Below are 17,785 nucleotides of genomic sequence, written 5' to 3'. Positions count from 1 at the left end.
CGTTACTTTCCTAGTAAGTCTTTTAGCTCGTTTTGTAATGTTTTTCGTGAAATTTTAATCGCACCTTGTTGAAATTTTTCCATCTCTAATGGTAAATATTGCACTGGTAGCTTAAATTTCTCTAATTTATTAATCAGCCAGTCTTGTAAGTCATCAACAAGTGCGGTCGAAAATGGTTCAGAAAATTCAATCATTGCTACTGGGCGCTGACCAAATTCACTATCCTCTTTAGGTAAAACAAATACTTGCCTTATATTACCTTTGCTATAGATAACAGCTTCAATTTCTTCTGGTTGAATATTTTCACCGCCGGAAATAAACATATTATCAATTCGCCCTAAAATTACCAACTCATTATCAATCCATTCACCTTTATCTTTGGTTTGTAGCCAGCCCTGCTCATTAGTCAACGGCAAAAGAGCGCCATTTTTCCAGTACCCCATTGCTAACCCAGCACCTTTTAACCAAATTTCTTGATTAACTAATTGATAGTCGCGATTTAATAACGGCTGTCCGACTCCTACTTTATCATCACTTAACTTAGCAAAAACTGTTGATGCCATTTCTGTCATTCCATATCCTGAATAACTTTTGACACCAAAATTAGCTAATTGTTGAGTCAATTCGGTAGGAATTTGTGCCCCACCTAATAAAATGTGTTGTGTTTTAAATTGTGTAATTTTATCTTCGCGCCAATAAGCCAATAATCGTTGTAATTGTGTTGGTACAAGCGAAACGTGTGTCGTCTCGCAAACGGATGCATAAAAATCGTTTTGCGGAAAATGTAATCTTGCGCCAGTGAGTAACCAACGCCAGACAATGCCTTGCCCAGAAACGTGATACAATGGCAAAGACAACAACCAGCTATCTACTTGACTAAAATGCATTAAAGCACACACTCCTTTTGCATTTTCAAGATGAGCTTGTACATTATGTACGATAGCTTTTGGCGAGCCTGTTGAACCTGAAGTTAACGTCATTGTTGCTGGTAACAAAAACTTTTCAGAAATTGACCGCACTTTGTCTTCATTTTTATGAGTTGTAGGGTTAAGCTCAAGGTTGATTGGCTTGCAATTAATATCCTTTAATATTTCCAATGAATAATAAAATTCAATATTGGCATCAAAGCAAACTTGTTGAATTTTTTGAGACGTAAAAGCAGGATTAAGAGGAAGTACTCTTGCACCAATTTGAATCGTCGCCAAATAAAGCAAAAGTAACTGAATATCATTCTTTCCGCATAATGCTACGCCCGTTTGCCAACCTACACCTTGATCTTGTAACACGGAAACATAATGTTGAATTTTCTGATTTAGCTGCAGCCAATTAAAAACCTCGCCTTGCGAATTTTGCAAGGCGACTAGATTCATAGTATCAGGATTATGCGCAAATTTTTGCCAAGGAAACATTATTAATTTGCAGTAAAGTAGGTTCTAACGTCTTCGATAAGTTCTTTTGGTAAATGCATTGATTGCATAGCGCCTTCCAACATCAGCATTTTACGTCCGCTATTGGTGTTCGTAATCACCCAATACGGAGTATCAGGAATTTGTTTTGGTTTGGTATGGTTACCTGCCACCAATAACGTCCCTTCATCACGTGCAAAATACACTCTAGTACGACCTTGTAATGATTCTGTTGCCTGTGCAAAACTCTCTGGATTAGTGCGATACAGCACACGTAAAATATTTAAGAAACGCACAACCGCTTTAGTTTCTTGCTGGAACTCATCAGAATCCAACAATGCTTTAACTTTTAAAACCACTTGTTGAATTGACTCATCTGATTGTTTTTTTGTCGTGACTAAAATTGGTTGTTCATCAATTGGTGCTTGGACTTGTTGAGATGTGACTGTTTCAACCTTTTCTTTCACATTTTCATCTTTAACAATAATAGTCTGAGTTTTTTGTGATTGCACGACATTATGATTCGGAAAATTAAGCAAACGGCGTAAAATCTCCGAGGCACTTTCACCAATAGATTGCGTTTGGCTTGCAATGTATTGATAAAGCTCTTCATCAACTTCAATAATTTTCATTTTTTCCTCCACTTGCTTGATCTCTTTAAAAATTTAACACATTATAACGACTTATTTACAAATACTCTATATACAAAAATTATGTCCGAGAAAAATTTACTGCATTTCCAATTCGATCAAGTAAAACAAGAAATTAATCAACCTGCCTTAGTTTTTATTCACGGTTTATTTGGAGACATGAATAATTTGGGTGTAATTGCCAGAGCATTTAGTGAAACCTATTCGATTTTACGTGTTGATTTACGCAATCACGGACGCAGTTTTCATAGTGATGAGATGAATTATGATTTAATGGCAGAAGACCTCATACAAGTAATTCATGAATTAGACTTAAAAAAAGTCATCTTAATCGGTCATTCTATGGGTGGGAAAACTGCAATGAAAATGACTGCACTTTATCCAGATATAGTTGAAAAACTCATCGTGATTGATATTGCACCTGTCAAATATCAAAACAATTGGCATAATGACATTTTTGATGCCTTATTTGCGACCCAAAAAGCACAACCTAAAACCCGTCAAGAAGCAAAAATTAGTCTTGCACAACATATCCCAGTTGAAGCTATTCAGCAATTTATGTTGAAATCTTTTGACCCAAGTGCCAAAGAGTTTTTCCGTTTTAATTTAACTAGCTTACATAAAAATTATGACAATATTATGGATTGGCAACTTTGTCATAGTAACACTCCAACCTTATTTATTCGTGGTGGACAATCTAATTATATCAAATCCGAAGACACACAATTGATTTTATCTCAATTTCCACAAGCAACCTCTTTTACGATCAATGGTAGTGGACACTGGGTTCACGCTGAAAAACCCGAGTTTGTCATCCGTGCAATTGAAAGATTTTTAATATCAAACAAATAGATTAGAAGCACTGAAATTCGTGTTTTAATCCCACATAAATTGTGTTATAGTTCAGCATCAATTTAGTTGTGGCTTATCATTCTCAATTAGCCACTGATTTTCAGTGATTTGATAGATGGCAAAACAAGACGCAGATTGTATTACATTAGATCTGTTTGCTAATACGCCCAAAGTTGGACGCCCAAAAACAAATCCACTGAGTCGTGAACAGCAAATCCGCATCAATAAACGTAATCAATTGAAACGTGATAAATCCATTGGGCTAAAACGCGTTGAGTTAAAATTACATATGGATTTAGTTGAACAACTAGAAGATTTGGCGGCAACTTTGAATGTTAGTCGATCAGAAGTGATAGTAACTATTTTACAAGATTATTTTAATATTCAAGAACATAGGTAGCAAAAATGGCTGTTGTTGGTTTATTTTATGGCAGTGATACAGGCAATACTGAAAATATTGCTAAAATGATTCAAAAACAACTAGGCAGTGATTTAGTTGATATTCGTGATATCGCCAAAAGCACAAAAGAAGATATTGAAGCATATGATTTCTTAATGATTGGTATCCCAACTTGGTACTATGGTGAAGCACAATGTGACTGGGACGATTTTTTCCCAACACTAGAAGAAATTGATTTTACTGATAAATTAGTTGCAATTTTCGGTTGTGGCGACCAAGAAGATTACGCAGAGTATTTCTGCGATGCAATGGGGACAGTACGTAATATTATTGAACCGAAAGGTGCAATTATTGTGGGATACTGGCCAACAGAAGGCTATAATTTTGAAGTTTCTCAAGCACTTGTTGATGATAATACTTTTGTTGGTTTGTGTATTGATGAAGACCGTCAGCCAGAACTTACTGCAGAACGTGTTGAAAAATGGGTTAAACAGGTTTTTGATGAAATGTGTTTAGCAGAACTTGCTTAATAGTAGAATAATTAAGGGGCTCTTATGTCTGAAGAAAATATTAAACTCTTGAAGAAGGCTGGCTTAAAAATCACCGAGCCTCGTTTAACTATTTTGGCATTAATGCAAGAAATGCACGAAAAAAATAGTATGCAACATTTTTCAGCAGAAGATATTTATAAAATGTTGCTTGAAAGAGGCGAAGAGATTGGATTAGCTACAGTTTATCGTGTTCTTAACCAATTTGATGAAGCTAAAATCCTAATTCGCCATAATTTCGAAGGTAATAAGTCCGTTTTTGAATTAGCACCAACAGAGCACCACGATCATATTATCTGTGTAGACTGTGGCAAAGTTTTCGAATTTAATGATGACATTATCGAAAAACGTCAACGTGAAATTACAAAACAGCACGGTATTGAGTTAGCAACACACAGCTTATATCTTTATGGTAAGTGCAGTAACGTGAATAAATGTGACGAAAACGGTAAAAAATAATACCTAGTCTGATAATTATAGACAAAAAGTGCGGTATAAAATTTCGAAATTTATACCGCACTTTATTTTTATCCTCATTGATAAAATCTAACTACTTAGGATTGAATACGAAAACTCGCCATATAATTCACACTCACATCTTTATTCAACCAAAAGTTGCCTGTTAATGGATTATAGTGATAACCCGCCATATCTGAGCAAGTCAATTTTGCATCATCACACCACCCTAATAACTCTGCTGGCTTGATGAATTTCTCATAATCGTGCGTGCCTTTTGGCAACATTTTCAACATATACTCTGCTCCAATAACCACTAACATCCAAGCCTTTAATGTACGGTTAATGGTCGAAAAGAAAATCATACCATCTGGTTTTAATAATTGTTTACTACTTGCAATGATTGAGCTTGGATCTGGCACATGCTCTAACATTTCCATACAAGTGATAATATCAAACTTTTCAGCAGAACCGTTTTCTGTATAAAGTGCGGTATGATTTTGCAAAAATTCTTCAATCGTAATTCGTTGATAATCAATATTTAAACCACTCTCAAGGGCGTGCTTTTTAGCAACTTCCAGAGGTGCTGAAGACATATCAATCCCAGTTACTTTTGCCCCTTGCTTCGCCATACTTTCTGACAAAATACCACCACCGCAACCTACATCTAAGATTTTTTTACCCATTAAGCCATTAGCTTGTTGTGAAATATAGCTCAAACGAAGCGGATTTAATTGGTGAATTGGCTTGAAATCGCCTTGTGGATCCCACCAACTTTTTGCCATTTTCTCGAATTTATCAAGTTCTTGTTGATCGATATTTTGCATTTAATTTTTTCTTATCAGGTTGAATAAAAACAATGCATTATTATTCCCCAAATCTCACAAAATTTCACTATAAAATTAGGGGCGTAGTAGATTTTATGCTATAATTCCGCCAATTTGTGATTAATCAAACTTAATGATTAGGAAGTTTTCAATGACCGATTTAGTCCAAGATAATACTCATCAAGATATTAGCCCGATCAGTATTGAAGAAGAACTCAAATCTTCATATCTCGATTATGCAATGTCTGTCATCGTAGGGCGTGCGTTACCTGACGTACGTGACGGTTTAAAACCTGTACACCGTCGTGTGTTATTTGCAATGCACGAAGGGGGCAATGCGTATAATAAACCTTATCGTAAATCAGCACGTATTGTTGGGGATGTAATCGGTAAATATCATCCACACGGTGATAGTGCAGTATATGATACTCTTGTACGTATGGCACAACCATTCTCATTACGTTATATGTTAGTAGATGGTCAAGGTAACTTCGGTTCAATCGATGGTGATGCAGCGGCGGCAATGCGTTATACCGAAGCGCGTATGACAAAAATCGCCCACGAATTATTAGCAGATCTTGATAAAGAAACTGTAAATTTCGTGCCTAACTATGACGGTTCTGAACAAATTCCTGAAGTGTTACCAACAAAAGTACCTGCGCTTTTAGTGAATGGTTCTTCTGGTATTGCGGTAGGTATGGCAACAAACATTCCACCACATAACTTAGGTGAAGTATTAGATGGTTGTTTGGCTTATATCGAAAATAACGAAATCACAATCGATGAGTTAATGACTTACATTCCAGGTCCTGACTTCCCAACAGCAGCACTCATCAACGGTCGCAAAGGGATTGAAGAAGCCTATAAAACAGGTCGAGGCAAAATCTATGTGCGTGCAAAAGCAGAAGTCGAAACGGATGAAAAAGGCGGAGAAACTATCGTCGTCCACGAAATTCCTTATCAAGTAAATAAAGCGAAACTCATTGAAAAAATTGCAGATCTAGTCAAAGAGAAAAAAATCGAAGGCATTAGTGCAATTACTGACTTATCTGACAAAGATGGTATGCGCATTGAAATTAAAATCAAGCGTGATGCAGTCGGTGAGGTGGTTTTAAACAACCTTTATGCACTTACTCAGTTACAAGTGACGTTCGGTATCAATATTGTGGCGTTAGATAAAGGTCAGCCAAAACTACTCAACTTAAAACAGCTTATTGAAGCATTCGTCTTACACCGCCGCGAAGTAGTCACTCGCCGTACAGTATATGAGTTGCGTAAAGCTCGTGAACGTGCACATATCTTAGAAGGTTTAGCAATTGCATTAGCGAATGTTGATCCAATCATTGAATTAATCCGTCAAGCCCCAAACCCAGAAACAGCAAAACGTGAATTAATCGCACAACCTTGGAAACTAGGCCACGTTGCCGATATGTTAGCTGCTGCTGGTGTTGATGCTGCACGCCCAGAAGAGCTTGAAGAACAATATGGTATTCGTGATGGTATGTACTACCTCACCGAAGTGCAAGCACAAGCAATTTTAGATTTACGCTTACAAAAACTCACTAACTTAGGTCACGACGAGATCTTAGACGAATACCAAAAACTACTTGAAGTGATTGGTGAGCTACTTTACATCTTACGTAGCCCAGAACGTTTAATGGAAGTCATTCGTGAAGAATTAGAACAAATCCGTGAACAATTTAACGATCCACGTCGTACAGAAATTACTGCAAGTTCTGGTGATATTAATTTAGAAGATTTAATCGCACAAGAAGATGTTGTCGTGACACTTTCACACGAAGGTTACGTAAAATATCAACCACTTACTGACTACGAAGCGCAACGCCGTGGTGGTAAAGGTAAATCAGCAGCGAAAACTAAAGAAGAGGATTTCATTGAGCGTTTATTAGTTGCAAATACCCACGATACGATTTTATGTTTCTCAAGCCGTGGTCGTTTATATTGGTTAAAAGTATATCAATTACCACAGGCAAGTCGTGGCTCACGTGGACGTCCAATCGTCAATATTTTACCACTAGATGAAAATGAGCGTATCACTGCAATCTTACCAGTAACCGCTTACGAAGAAGATAAATTTGTCGTAATGGCAACGGCTGGCGGTATTGTGAAAAAAATCTCGCTCACTGAATTCAGTCGTCCACGTTCAAGCGGTATTATTGCATTAAACTTACGTGATGAAGATGAATTAATTGGTGTTGATATCACTGACGGTAGCAATGAAATTATGCTCTTCTCTGCACAAGGTCGTGTAGTTCGCTTTAGTGAAAGTGCAGTACGTGCAATGGGACGAGCAGCAACCGGGGTACGAGGTATAAAATTAGCCTTAACCAATGATCTATCAGATGATGAAAGTGCGGTCGAAATTGAAGATATTTCTGATGACAACTCAGATGATATCCTTGATCTAAACGTTGATAAAGTTGTGTCTTTGGTTATTCCAAAAAATCAAGGAGCAATCTTAACAGCAACACAAAATGGCTATGGTAAACGTACTGAGTTAGTGGAATACCCGACTAAATCACGTAATACCAAGGGTGTGATTTCAATTAAAGTAAGTGAACGTAACGGTAAAGTGGTAGCTGCAACCCAAGTTGAAGAAACTGATCAAATTATGTTGATTACTGATGCTGGTACATTAGTCCGCACACGTGTCAATGAAATTAGCGTTGTCGGTCGTAATACGCAAGGTGTACGTTTAATTCGAACCACTGAAGATGAAACCTTAGTTGGCTTACAACGTGTTTGTGAAGTGGATGAAGAAGCGGAAGACTTCGATAGCGAAAATACGAGCGACAATTCTGGAATCTCAGCTGAATAATTGCTTATAAACGAATAAAAGCAGTACGTTACGACTGCTTTTTTATTTGTAGGGAAAAACAATGGATATTTATTTAATTTATACTCATATTGTCTGTGCTTTTGTATCGTTTATGTTGCTTTTAATCCGTGGGATTATGCAGCTTAAAGGAAAAAACTGGCGTGAGAAAAAACTGTTAAAAATTCTACCGCACTTAAGTGATACACTATTGCTTGTTTCAGGTATTACAATGTTTTCTCTGTTCGGCAAGAACATTGAAATGTGGTTTATTATCAAAATGCTATCATTAGTTGCTTATATTTTCTTTGCAGCAAAATTCTTCAGCAAGAAAGCCACTAAAGTTAATCCAAACTTCTTTTCTTTGGCAATTATTGCACTAAGTACAACAATTCTTGTTGCTTACTATCACTAAGCAACCGATAAACAAAAAAGGATTGAAACATTACATTTCAATCCTTTTCTTTTATTCACATACTTCGAAATCAACCACCAGCCAATTTCACTGTATAGCCTTTTTGTTCAAGTAATTGTTTAAGCAAATCTCGCTTTTCACCTTGAATTTCAATAGTGCCATTTTTCACAGCACCACCACAGCCACAACGTTTTTTGAGCTCTGCGGCGAGTAGCTTCAACTCTGCATCAGCTAAATCTAGCCCTGTAATCACAGAAACACCACTGCCTTTTCTACCACTCACTTGGCGCTGAATACGCACAATACCATCGCCCTTTGGGCGTTCAACTTGTGCCTTTTCGGCTTTAATTCGCCCTGTTTCAGTGGAATAAACTAATTCACTTGTCATTATTAATTAGCCACTTTCAAAGATGCATTAATCGATTTTAACACCTCTGCTGGGTTATCGGCTTGGGTAATTGGACGACCAATAACTAAGTAGTCAGAACCTGAACGGATTGCTGCCGCTGGTGTCATTACACGGCGTTGATCACCAAAATCACTACCGATTGGGCGAATACCTGGAGTAATTAATTTAAAATCTTTACCGCAGTTTGCACGTAAAATTTCTACTTCCTGTGGTGAGCAAACGACACCATCTAAACCAGCACGTTGCGTTAAGTTTGCTAAACGGATAACTTGTTCCATTGGTGAAGCATTGATACCAATTTGTAATAAGTCGAGATCTTCCATACTTGTAAGCACTGTTACACTGATCAATAAAGGCGCATCTTTACCGTAAGGTTCAAGAATTCTCTTCGCTTCTTCCATCATACGTAAGCCACCACTTGCATGCAAGTCAACCATCCAAACGCCTAAATCTGCTGCAGAACGTACTGCTCTCGCTACTGTATTTGGGATATCGTGGAATTTTAAATCTAAGAAAACGTCAAAATTACGATTATGTAATTCTTTAACAAACTTAGTACCTAATGTGGTAAACATTTCTTTACCCACTTTCAAACGGCATAAACTCGGATCAATTTGGTCTACAAGGCGTAGAGCTTCTTCTTCTTTTTCATAATCCAATGCAACAATAACTTTACTTGTCATAATTTTCCCTCTCTGTGTTCAATTAATTATGTTCAATGCCATCAATTGGCTTAATCGTTTCCCAAGAACGGCAAGATGGGCAGCACCATATTAATTTATGTGCATGATAACCACATTTTACGCAACGATAACCCGTTCCTTGTTTAATATGTTCACCGACCATTTTATGTAACAATTCAAGGCTTTCTTTCCCCCGTCCTACTTCTGCATCATCAATTTGAAATTGAATAAAACGATGAAATAATAATGCCGTTGGGTGTCGATTAAGTTGCTGATAAAGCTTGGCCTGTGCTGCAGTTTTACCATCAATTTCTTGAATAAGATCCACTAATGCAAGTTCAACTGCACTATTATTTACTAGCTGACTCGCTTTAATTAAAAATATCTCAAAATTTTCTAGCTGATTTAATTTATGATAACACTTACGTAAAGGCACTAGAATTTCGCCAACATAATCCGCTTTTTGTACCAACACATTTTCCAAAATATTAACCGCACTTTGATACTCTCCTTTCTCAATCAATAGTTCACCTAACTGAATAGATGCTCTCACACACTTTGGAGATACTTTTAGCGCTTGTTCAAGCAAAGTTTGTGAATTTTCTTTATTATTGATTGCCAATGTTTTCACATATTCACAGTAATATTGTGCAAGCTCAACATTATCGTCTTTTGGAGCAATCTTAGCTAATTTTTCTGTGACGTTAATGGCTTTTTTCCATTCTTTGGTTTTTTGATACAGTTGGGCTAGCTGTTGTAATGCGTGTTCGGCAAAGTCCGGTTCATCAACTAAAAGAATATAAAGATTCTCTGCGCGATCGTAAAAACCAATTGCCATAAAATCTTTAGCTAACTGTTGCTTTGCAAGTAGTTTTTGCTCAAAAGAATAATCTGGGTTACGATCTAATGCTTGGTGAATCCGCAACGCACGATCAACTTCACCACGAGAACGATACAAATTACCTAAAGTCAACTCTGCTTCAAATTGAGAGCTACTTTCAATTTCATTTTCCGTTTCTTGCTTTTGCAAAATATCAAGAAACAAATCAACCGCTTTATCAGGTTGATTTGATAAAAGAAAATTTACCCCAGTCACATAATCACGGGATAATTTATTACTGATATCTTCCTGATCCTTTTTTGCACTTCGATGTCCCATATACCAACCGTATGCTGCAGCAATAGGCAAAAGCAGGAAGAGTAATTCAAGCATTATTGAGTAGCCTTATCTCGACTTGCTGTTGTTAACTCATTGATTTGTAACGTTTGACGTTTCACTTGACGAGCTAATGACATATTTTGGAATTTCAATTTAAGATAAAAAATTCCAGTAATCAGCCAACCTAAAATCAAACCTAAACCAAATAAAATCGCGACTAAGGTTGACAGCTGAACATCGCTTTTAGCAATCATATAATTAAAAGTGATGACTTGATCGTTATTTGCCCCAATAGTAATTGCCACAAGTACGATTGCAAGTACCAATACGAATCCTAAAATATATTTAATCATCACATTTCTCCTAATAGAAAATTACGATTTCCATTATGCCAAAAATCAATACAAAAAACGACACTTAAAAGTGTCGTTATATTAAAGTTAGTTAAAATTATGCGTAAATATCAACACGCTCTCTCAGCTCTTTGCCAGCTTTAAAGTGCGGCACAGATTTTGCGTCTAATTTCACTTGTTCGCCTGTTTTTGGGTTACGTCCTAAACGGGGCTGACGATAATGCAATGAGAAACTACCAAATCCTCTTACTTCAATGCGCTTACCATTTTCTAAGGCAAAAGACATCTGATCCAAAATTTCTTTTACTGAATTTTCTACATCTTTTGCAGAAATCGAAGGATGTTTTTGAACCAAACGCTCAATAAGCTCTGATTTAGTCATGGCTTTCTCCTAACTTTTATATGAGCTAGCGTGATTTCTCACGCTAGCCGATTTTATTAAGGGAACTTAATTATTCACCTTTAGCTGCTTTGAAAGCTTCAGCCATTGCGTTTGGAATAGCAACTTCTTCTTGTTTGTTATTCACATTTGCAACTGCTGCAGCTTCTTCAGCTTGGTCTTTTGCACGTACAGATAAATGAACGATACGAGCTTTACGATCCACACCAGTGTATTTCGCTTCAACTACATCACCAGCGCTAACTTCGTTTGTTAAGTCTGCTGCACGGATGTAACCTTCAACACCACCATCTAATTCAACTTTAGCACCTTTCGCATCAGCTTCAACAACTTTAGCGCTTAATACAGCACCTTTTTTGTTTACTGCTACAAAGTTGTTGAATGGATCTTCTTCAAGTTGTTTAATACCTAAAGAAATGCGCTCTTTCACCGCATCAACTTGTAATACTACTGCAGCAACTTCGTCACCTTTTTTATAGTTACGAACTGCTTCTTCACCAGATGCATTCCAAGAAATATCAGATAAGTGAACTAAGCCATCGATGCCACCTTCAAGACCGATGAAGATACCAAAATCAGTGATTGATTTGATTTTACCTTCAACTTTGTCGCCTTTATTGTGAGTTTCAGCGAATTGTAACCATGGGTTAGGTTTGCATTGTTTTAAACCTAAAGAAATACGACGACGTTCTTCATCGATTTCTAATACCATCACTTCAACAACATCACCTAAACTAACAACTTTAGATGGGTGGATGTTTTTGTTTGTCCAATCCATTTCAGAAACGTGAACTAAACCTTCAACGCCATCTAAAATTTCAACGAAACAACCATAGTCAGTTAAGTTAGTTACTTTACCTGTTAATTTGCTTTCTACTGGGTGATTTTCAGCGATAGCAACCCAAGGATCTTGGCCTAGTTGTTTTAAGCCTAAAGATACACGAGTACGATCTTTATCGAATTTCAATACTTTAACAGTAATTTCATCACCTACATTCACGATTTCACTTGGATGTTTAACGCGTTTCCAAGCCATATCAGTGATGTGTAATAAACCGTCAACACCACCTAAATCTACGAATGCACCATAGTCGGTTAAGTTCTTAACGATACCTTTAACTTCAGACCCCTCTTGTAAGTTCTCAAGAATTTGTTCACGTTCTTGGCTATTTTCTGATTCGATTACAGCACGACGAGAAACAACAACGTTGTTACGTTTTTGGTCAAGTTTGATCACTTTGAACTCTAATTCTTTACCTTCTAAATGTAGAGTTTCACGAACTGGGCGAGTATCTACTAATGAGCCAGGTAAGAATGCACGAACACCGTTTAACTCAACTGTGAATCCACCTTTCACTTTACCGTTGATTAAACCGATAACAGTAGCCTGTTCTTCGTATGCTTTTTCTAATGCAATCCATGCTTCATTGCGTTTCGCATCAACACGAGATGCAACAGTTTCACCAAAACCGTCATCAACAGCTTTTAATACAACATCAACAACATCACCAACTTGAACTTCTAGTTCGCCTTGTGCGTTTAAAAACTCTTCAGCAGGGATAGATGATTCAGATTTAGAACCTGTATCAACAAGTACAAAGCCTTTTTGAATAGCAACAACAGTACCGCTAACGATAGAACCTTGACGGGTTTCAAGTTCTTTTAATGATTCTTCAAATAGTTGAGCAAAAGATTCAGTCATAATTAATCTTCAATTTAAAATTTAATAACGTCCACTTCAAAATCCATTGAATGTGGGGTTGAGAATAACAGTCTATTCATCCTTGAATAAACGGATTTATACAGTAATTTTAAGCGTTTGCTGAATATACAACAAGGCTTGTTGAATAACCTCTTCAATAGTTAATAAAGTACTATCCAACAACAATGCATCTTCAGCAGGTTTAAGAGGCGCAACTGCACGATTTCTATCGCGGAAGTCACGTTCCTTTATCTCGGCTAAAATCTGGTCAAAGTTACCACTAATTCCCTTATTTTGCAACTGTTTATAGCGCCTTTTTGCACGTTCTTCAGCACTTGCATCTAAAAACAATTTTACAGGTGCGTCTGGAAATACCACCGTTCCCATATCCCGCCCATCAGCAATAAGTCCTTTCTCGGAGGCAAATTCTTGTTGTAATTGCAAAAGAGCCTCTCTTACTTTGGGGAATACTGCAATTTTTGATGCTGCATTAGCTACTTCTTGTGTACGAATTTGTGAACTAACATTTTCACCGTCAAGCACAATATTCACTTCGCCATCTTGTGGCAAAAATTGTACATCTAAATTTCTAGCTAGTTCAGCAAGTGTTAATTCATCATCTAATTTTACCGATTTTTTAAGTGCAGCAAGTGCCGTTACACGATAAATTGCCCCACTATCCAATAAATCGAAGCCTAATTTTTCAGCTAGGGCATAGCATAATGTGCCTTTTCCAGCACCACTTGGTCCATCAACTGTGATGATCATTTTTTGCATTGTCATAACTCTTTTTAATTTTAAAATGTGCTCTAAAGAATAGCATAATCGATAAATTATCAAGAAATATTTTCCTTAGCAAAGGATTAAAATCTTTATACGATAAGTGCGGTCAAATTTTGAAAAGTTTTATTGCTGAACATTGGTATTGCAAAAATAAGTTATTTTTTCGAATTTTATTCGAAAAATTTACATTCAAGGGCAAAATTAGGCACCATATGCTAAACTTCAATCTTTATAATGGCAAGCGTACGTAAGCTGTTGTATATCAAGCATAAGTTTATCCTTATGCCCCTTTTAAAAACTCATTAGGTTCAAACAAGGAGAAGTATTATGGCTTTTAATCTTAAAAACAGACATTTGTTGAGTTTAGTAAATCATACTGAACGAGAAATCAAATATTTACTAGACTTATCCCGCGATTTAAAACGTGCTAAATATGCAGGTACAGAACAACAAAAACTAAAAGGAAAAAACATCGCTCTTATCTTTGAAAAAACCTCTACTCGTACTCGTTGTGCTTTCGAAGTCGCCGCTTATGATCAAGGCGCAAACGTCACTTATATCGATCCAACATCGTCACAAATCGGCCATAAAGAAAGTATGAAAGACACTGCTCGTGTTCTGGGTCGTATGTATGATGCTATTGAATATCGTGGTTTCAAACAATCTGTTGTAGATGAATTAGCAGAATATGCTGGTGTTCCAGTATTTAATGGTTTAACAGACGAATTCCACCCAACTCAAATGTTAGCAGATGTATTAACAATGATTGAAAACTGTGACAAACCATTAAGTGAAATCAAATACGTTTATATTGGTGATGCTCGCAACAATATGGGTAATTCACTTTTACTCATCGGTGCAAAATTAGGTATGGATGTGCGTATCTGTGGCCCTAAAGCATTATTACCAGATGCAGAGCTTGTTGATATGTGCGAAAAATTTGCGAAAGAAAGCGGTGCAAGAATCACTGTGACAGAAGACATTGATAAAGCGGTGAAAGACGTAGATTTCGTTCATACTGACGTATGGGTGTCAATGGGTGAGCCGCTAGAAAGCTGGGGAGAACGGATCAAATTATTATTACCTTATCAAGTGACACCTGAATTGATGAAACGCACTGGCAATCCAAAAGTGAAATTTATGCACTGCTTACCAGCATTCCACAATAGCGAAACGAAAGTAGGTCGTCAAATCGCTGAAAAATATCCAGAACTCGCTAATGGTATTGAAGTGACTGAAGATGTATTTGAGTCACCAATGAACGTTGCTTTCGAACAGGCAGAAAATCGTATGCACACTATCAAAGCTGTGCTTTATTCTAGCTTAATTTAATGTTTAGGAGGCTATGATGAGAATTGTTATTGCACTAGGTGGTAACGCACTTCTTCGTCGTGGTGAACCACTTACAGCAGAAAATCAACGCCAAAATGTGCGTATTGCTTGTGAGCAAATCGCAAAAATTTGGTCAAATAATGAATTAGTTATTGCTCACGGTAATGGGCCACAAGTCGGCTTATTAGCATTACAAGGTGCAGCTTACAAAGACGTGCCTACCTATCCTTTAGATGTATTAGGTGCGGAATCAGTTGGAATGATTGGTTATATGATTCAACAAGAATTAGGTAACCTTGTTCCCTTTGAAGTACCATTCGCAACGCTACTCTCACAAGTTGAAGTAGATAAAAATGACCCCGCATTTAAAAATCCAACCAAACCAATTGGCCCAGTATACACCAAGGAAGAAGCTGAGAAATTAGCCGCAGAAAAAGGATGGTCAATTGCACAGGATGGCGATAAATATCGTCGTGTAGTGCCAAGCCCATTACCAAAACGTATTTTTGAAATCCGTCCCGTAAAATGGTTACTTGAAAAAGGCAGTATTGTTATCTGTGCTGGCGGTGGAGGTATTCCAACTTATTATGATGAGAAAAATAATCTTTGTGGTGTAGAAGCTGTAATTGATAAAGATCTTTGCTCTGCATTATTAGCAGAAAATCTTGAATCAGATCTATTCATTATTGCTACTGATGTGTCTGCCGTCTTCTTAGACTGGGGTAAAGAAACGCAAAAAGCGATTGCTACAGCACCTCCTGAAGCGATTGAAAGTATTGGCTTCGCCTCAGGCTCTATGGGACCAAAAGTTCAAGCGGCAGTAAATTTTGTGAAAAATACAGGAAAAGATGCTGTAATTGGTTCTCTTTCCGATATTGTAGATATTGTCAAAGGCAAAGCTGGTACTCGCATTACAACTAAAGCAAAAGACATTACCTACTATTAAGGTAATCAAATGGAATACGCTTTGTAGCTCAACATACAATGCGTATTCCAGACTAAGTAGCTGTAAATAAAGGAGTATATTATGGGAAACTCAAAAAAGAAAACATTTAACTTTCCCTCAGCATTTTCAATTTTATTTATTATATTGATTATTGCTGTCGGTCTGACTTGGCTAGTTCCAGCAGGTTCATATTCCAAATTAACATATAATTCAGCTGATAATGTATTCGTCGTTAAAACTTATCAACAACCAGACAAAATTCTCCCCGCCACAAAAGCATCGTTAGATAACTTAAATGTCAAAATTGAATTAAATAACTTCCTTGAAGGCACAATTAAAAAACCTATCGCTATTCCTGGGACTTATCAACGCGTAGAACAGAATCCAAAAAGTTTACAAGACATCACGAAAAGTATGGTCCACGGTACAATTGAAGCTGCCGATGTAATGGTTTTTATCTTCGTACTTGGTGGTATGATTGGTGTGATTAATAAAACAGGTTCTTTTAACGCAGGTTTAGGTGCATTAGCTAATCGAACAAAAGGAAATGAATTTTTTATTGTATTTGCAGTTTCATTTTTAATGATGGTTGGTGGCACTACTTGTGGTATAGAAGAAGAAGCTGTCGCTTTCTACCCTATCCTCGTTCCTGTATTCGTTGCACTTGGATATGATGCTATCGTTTGTGTTGGTGCAATATTCCTCGCTGCATCTATGGGGACCGCATTCTCAACAATAAACCCATTCTCTGTTGTTATTGCCTCAAATGCTGCAGGTATACCGTTCACGGAAGGTATCGCTTGGCGTTTTGGAGGGTTAATTGCTGGTTTCATCTGCGTTGTAGTTTACCTCTACTGGTACTGTAAAAAAATCAAAGCGGATCCAAAAGCATCATATGTTTATGATGATAGAGAAGAATTTCTCAATAAATATATGAAAAATATTGATACAAATGCGATTCAAGAATTCACAACAAGAAGAAAAATTATCTTAGTTTTATTCTGTATATCATTCTTCTTAATGGTATGGGGAGTAATGTTTGGTGGATGGTGGTTCCCAGAAATGGCTGCTTCTTTCCTCGCAATTACTATCTTCATTATGTTCATCTCTAAACTTTCAGAAAAAGACATTGTCAACTCATTTACTGAAGGGGCTTCTGAATTAGTTGGTGTATCATTGATTATTGGTTTGGCCCGTGGTGTAAACCTCGTGTTAGAGCAAGGTATGATTTCAGATACAATCCTAGCCTATGCCTCAGATCTTGCATCAGGTGTACCCGGCAGTGTATTCATCCTTGCACAATTAGTCATCTTCATTTTCTTGGGCTTAATTGTACCATCTTCATCTGGTTTAGCTGTACTTGCAATGCCAATTATGGCACCACTTGCAGATACCGTGGGTATTCCTAGACATATCGTAGTTTCTGCCTATAACTGGGGGCAATATGCAATGCTATTCTTGGCACCAACAGGATTAGTCTTAGTAACATTACAAATGTTAAATATTCCTTTCAACAAGTGGGTTCGATTTGTGATGCCAATGATAGGATGTCTACTGGTTATTGCATCCATATTACTAGTTATTCAAGTTTCGCTGTACAGCGTCTAAATGATGTTATTTTTCAAAGG

At 37.0% G+C, this 17,785-nt stretch carries 19 protein-coding genes; 9 read left to right on the top strand and 10 right to left on the bottom strand.

What is annotated here, in order from left to right; translation table 11 throughout:
• Positions 1–2: 2 nt before the first annotated feature.
• Both menE and seqA read right to left on the bottom strand, forming a co-directional pair.
• Positions 3–1,409, bottom strand: a complete 1,407-nt coding sequence (menE, locus tag CKV78_RS02300) for an o-succinylbenzoate--CoA ligase (protein WP_005764465.1) — start codon at positions 1,407–1,409, stop codon at positions 3–5.
• 2 nt (positions 1,410–1,411) lie between these two features.
• Positions 1,412–2,038 carry a replication initiation negative regulator SeqA gene (gene seqA, locus CKV78_RS02295; RefSeq protein WP_032855603.1) on the bottom strand — a complete coding sequence of 209 codons (627 nt, stop codon included), beginning with the start codon at positions 2,036–2,038 and terminating at the stop codon, positions 1,412–1,414.
• Between the two features lie 81 nt (positions 2,039–2,119).
• On the opposite strand from seqA, the gene CKV78_RS02290 reads away from it, so the two are divergent.
• From CKV78_RS02290 to fur, 4 genes are all read left to right on the top strand, one after another.
• Positions 2,120–2,908, top strand: a complete 789-nt coding sequence (locus CKV78_RS02290) for an alpha/beta fold hydrolase (protein ID WP_032855604.1) — start codon at positions 2,120–2,122, stop codon at positions 2,906–2,908.
• A 115-nt stretch (positions 2,909–3,023) separates the two neighbouring features.
• The gene (gene ybfE, locus CKV78_RS02285; RefSeq protein ID WP_005764470.1) at positions 3,024–3,308 is read left to right on the top strand and encodes a LexA regulated protein; all 285 of its coding nucleotides are present in this window, start codon (positions 3,024–3,026) and stop codon (positions 3,306–3,308) included.
• A 5-nt stretch (positions 3,309–3,313) separates the two neighbouring features.
• On the top strand, positions 3,314–3,838 hold the full coding sequence (gene fldA / locus CKV78_RS02280) for a flavodoxin FldA (RefSeq protein WP_005764471.1): 525 nt from the start codon (positions 3,314–3,316) through the stop codon (positions 3,836–3,838).
• Between the two features lie 24 nt (positions 3,839–3,862).
• Positions 3,863–4,315, top strand: coding sequence for a ferric iron uptake transcriptional regulator (fur, locus tag CKV78_RS02275; RefSeq protein WP_005764473.1), 453 nt, complete (start codon positions 3,863–3,865; stop codon positions 4,313–4,315).
• 95 nt (positions 4,316–4,410) lie between these two features.
• Here fur and ubiG read toward each other — a convergent pair whose 3' ends face one another.
• Entirely contained in the window at positions 4,411–5,139 is a 729-nt protein-coding gene (ubiG, locus tag CKV78_RS02270; protein ID WP_005764475.1) for a bifunctional 2-polyprenyl-6-hydroxyphenol methylase/3-demethylubiquinol 3-O-methyltransferase UbiG, read from the bottom strand.
• A 151-nt stretch (positions 5,140–5,290) separates the two neighbouring features.
• On the opposite strand from ubiG, the gene gyrA reads away from it, so the two are divergent.
• Positions 5,291–7,978, top strand: a complete 2,688-nt coding sequence (gene gyrA, locus CKV78_RS02265) for a DNA topoisomerase (ATP-hydrolyzing) subunit A (RefSeq protein WP_032855606.1) — start codon at positions 5,291–5,293, stop codon at positions 7,976–7,978.
• 61 nt (positions 7,979–8,039) lie between these two features.
• Positions 8,040–8,390 carry a SirB2 family protein gene (locus tag CKV78_RS02260; RefSeq protein WP_005764479.1) on the top strand — a complete coding sequence of 117 codons (351 nt, stop codon included), beginning with the start codon at positions 8,040–8,042 and terminating at the stop codon, positions 8,388–8,390.
• Between the two features lie 70 nt (positions 8,391–8,460).
• On the opposite strand, the gene yciH is transcribed toward CKV78_RS02260, so the two are convergent.
• The 7 genes from yciH to cmk form a co-directional block, all read right to left on the bottom strand.
• Positions 8,461–8,778, bottom strand: a complete 318-nt coding sequence (yciH, locus tag CKV78_RS02255) for a stress response translation initiation inhibitor YciH (RefSeq protein WP_005764481.1) — start codon at positions 8,776–8,778, stop codon at positions 8,461–8,463.
• A 2-nt stretch (positions 8,779–8,780) separates the two neighbouring features.
• A complete protein-coding gene (pyrF, locus tag CKV78_RS02250) occupies positions 8,781–9,482 on the bottom strand; it encodes an orotidine-5'-phosphate decarboxylase (RefSeq protein WP_005764483.1) in 702 nt (233 codons plus the stop codon).
• 22 nt (positions 9,483–9,504) lie between these two features.
• The gene (lapB, locus tag CKV78_RS02245) at positions 9,505–10,695 is read right to left on the bottom strand and encodes a lipopolysaccharide assembly protein LapB (RefSeq protein ID WP_005764485.1); all 1,191 of its coding nucleotides are present in this window, start codon (positions 10,693–10,695) and stop codon (positions 9,505–9,507) included.
• A complete protein-coding gene (locus tag CKV78_RS02240) occupies positions 10,695–10,994 on the bottom strand; it encodes a LapA family protein (protein WP_005764487.1) in 300 nt (99 codons plus the stop codon). Before CKV78_RS02240 ends, lapB begins: the two co-directional genes overlap by 1 nt.
• A gap of 97 nt (positions 10,995–11,091) precedes the next feature.
• On the bottom strand, positions 11,092–11,376 hold the full coding sequence (locus CKV78_RS02235; protein ID WP_005764489.1) for an integration host factor subunit beta: 285 nt from the start codon (positions 11,374–11,376) through the stop codon (positions 11,092–11,094).
• A gap of 70 nt (positions 11,377–11,446) precedes the next feature.
• Positions 11,447–13,096, bottom strand: a complete 1,650-nt coding sequence (rpsA, locus tag CKV78_RS02230) for a 30S ribosomal protein S1 (protein ID WP_005764491.1) — start codon at positions 13,094–13,096, stop codon at positions 11,447–11,449.
• Positions 13,097–13,192: 96 nt separating this feature from the next.
• Positions 13,193–13,873 (bottom strand): (d)CMP kinase, encoded by a 681-nt coding sequence (gene cmk / locus CKV78_RS02225; RefSeq protein ID WP_032855608.1) that lies wholly within the window; start codon positions 13,871–13,873, stop codon positions 13,193–13,195.
• A gap of 333 nt (positions 13,874–14,206) precedes the next feature.
• On the opposite strand from cmk, the gene CKV78_RS02220 reads away from it, so the two are divergent.
• The 3 genes from CKV78_RS02220 to CKV78_RS02210 all read left to right on the top strand — a co-directional run bounded on the left by CKV78_RS02220 (position 14,207) and on the right by CKV78_RS02210 (position 17,765).
• Positions 14,207–15,211 (top strand): ornithine carbamoyltransferase, encoded by a 1,005-nt coding sequence (locus CKV78_RS02220; RefSeq protein WP_005764494.1) that lies wholly within the window; start codon positions 14,207–14,209, stop codon positions 15,209–15,211.
• A gap of 16 nt (positions 15,212–15,227) precedes the next feature.
• A complete protein-coding gene (gene arcC / locus CKV78_RS02215) occupies positions 15,228–16,157 on the top strand; it encodes a carbamate kinase (RefSeq protein ID WP_005764496.1) in 930 nt (309 codons plus the stop codon).
• Between the two features lie 81 nt (positions 16,158–16,238).
• The gene (locus CKV78_RS02210; RefSeq protein ID WP_005764498.1) at positions 16,239–17,765 is read left to right on the top strand and encodes a YfcC family protein; all 1,527 of its coding nucleotides are present in this window, start codon (positions 16,239–16,241) and stop codon (positions 17,763–17,765) included.
• Positions 17,766–17,785 lie beyond the last annotated feature (20 nt).

This window comes from Pasteurella dagmatis (genome assembly GCF_900186835.1).
GTDB lineage: Bacteria > Pseudomonadota > Gammaproteobacteria > Enterobacterales > Pasteurellaceae > Pasteurella > Pasteurella dagmatis.
Note: the sequence above shows the minus strand (reverse complement) of the source record. Positions and strands in the feature narration are given on the sequence as shown.

Excerpts from the sequence above, each read along its gene's own strand:
- menE (WP_005764465.1), bottom strand. The coding sequence starts at position 1,409 with ATGTTTCCTTGGCAAAAATTTGCGCATAATCCTGATACTATGAATCTA.
- seqA (WP_032855603.1), bottom strand. The coding sequence starts at position 2,038 with ATGAAAATTATTGAAGTTGATGAAGAGCTTTATCAATACATTGCAAGC.
- CKV78_RS02290 (WP_032855604.1), top strand. The coding sequence starts at position 2,120 with ATGTCCGAGAAAAATTTACTGCATTTCCAATTCGATCAAGTAAAACAA.
- ybfE (WP_005764470.1), top strand. The coding sequence starts at position 3,024 with ATGGCAAAACAAGACGCAGATTGTATTACATTAGATCTGTTTGCTAAT.
- fldA (WP_005764471.1), top strand. The coding sequence starts at position 3,314 with ATGGCTGTTGTTGGTTTATTTTATGGCAGTGATACAGGCAATACTGAA.
- fur (WP_005764473.1), top strand. The coding sequence starts at position 3,863 with ATGTCTGAAGAAAATATTAAACTCTTGAAGAAGGCTGGCTTAAAAATC.
- ubiG (WP_005764475.1), bottom strand. The coding sequence starts at position 5,139 with ATGCAAAATATCGATCAACAAGAACTTGATAAATTCGAGAAAATGGCA.
- gyrA (WP_032855606.1), top strand. The coding sequence starts at position 5,291 with ATGACCGATTTAGTCCAAGATAATACTCATCAAGATATTAGCCCGATC.
- CKV78_RS02260 (WP_005764479.1), top strand. The coding sequence starts at position 8,040 with ATGGATATTTATTTAATTTATACTCATATTGTCTGTGCTTTTGTATCG.
- yciH (WP_005764481.1), bottom strand. The coding sequence starts at position 8,778 with ATGACAAGTGAATTAGTTTATTCCACTGAAACAGGGCGAATTAAAGCC.
- pyrF (WP_005764483.1), bottom strand. The coding sequence starts at position 9,482 with ATGACAAGTAAAGTTATTGTTGCATTGGATTATGAAAAAGAAGAAGAA.
- lapB (WP_005764485.1), bottom strand. The coding sequence starts at position 10,695 with ATGCTTGAATTACTCTTCCTGCTTTTGCCTATTGCTGCAGCATACGGT.
- CKV78_RS02240 (WP_005764487.1), bottom strand. The coding sequence starts at position 10,994 with ATGATTAAATATATTTTAGGATTCGTATTGGTACTTGCAATCGTACTT.
- CKV78_RS02235 (WP_005764489.1), bottom strand. The coding sequence starts at position 11,376 with ATGACTAAATCAGAGCTTATTGAGCGTTTGGTTCAAAAACATCCTTCG.
- rpsA (WP_005764491.1), bottom strand. The coding sequence starts at position 13,096 with ATGACTGAATCTTTTGCTCAACTATTTGAAGAATCATTAAAAGAACTT.
- cmk (WP_032855608.1), bottom strand. The coding sequence starts at position 13,873 with ATGCAAAAAATGATCATCACAGTTGATGGACCAAGTGGTGCTGGAAAA.
- CKV78_RS02220 (WP_005764494.1), top strand. The coding sequence starts at position 14,207 with ATGGCTTTTAATCTTAAAAACAGACATTTGTTGAGTTTAGTAAATCAT.
- arcC (WP_005764496.1), top strand. The coding sequence starts at position 15,228 with ATGAGAATTGTTATTGCACTAGGTGGTAACGCACTTCTTCGTCGTGGT.
- CKV78_RS02210 (WP_005764498.1), top strand. The coding sequence starts at position 16,239 with ATGGGAAACTCAAAAAAGAAAACATTTAACTTTCCCTCAGCATTTTCA.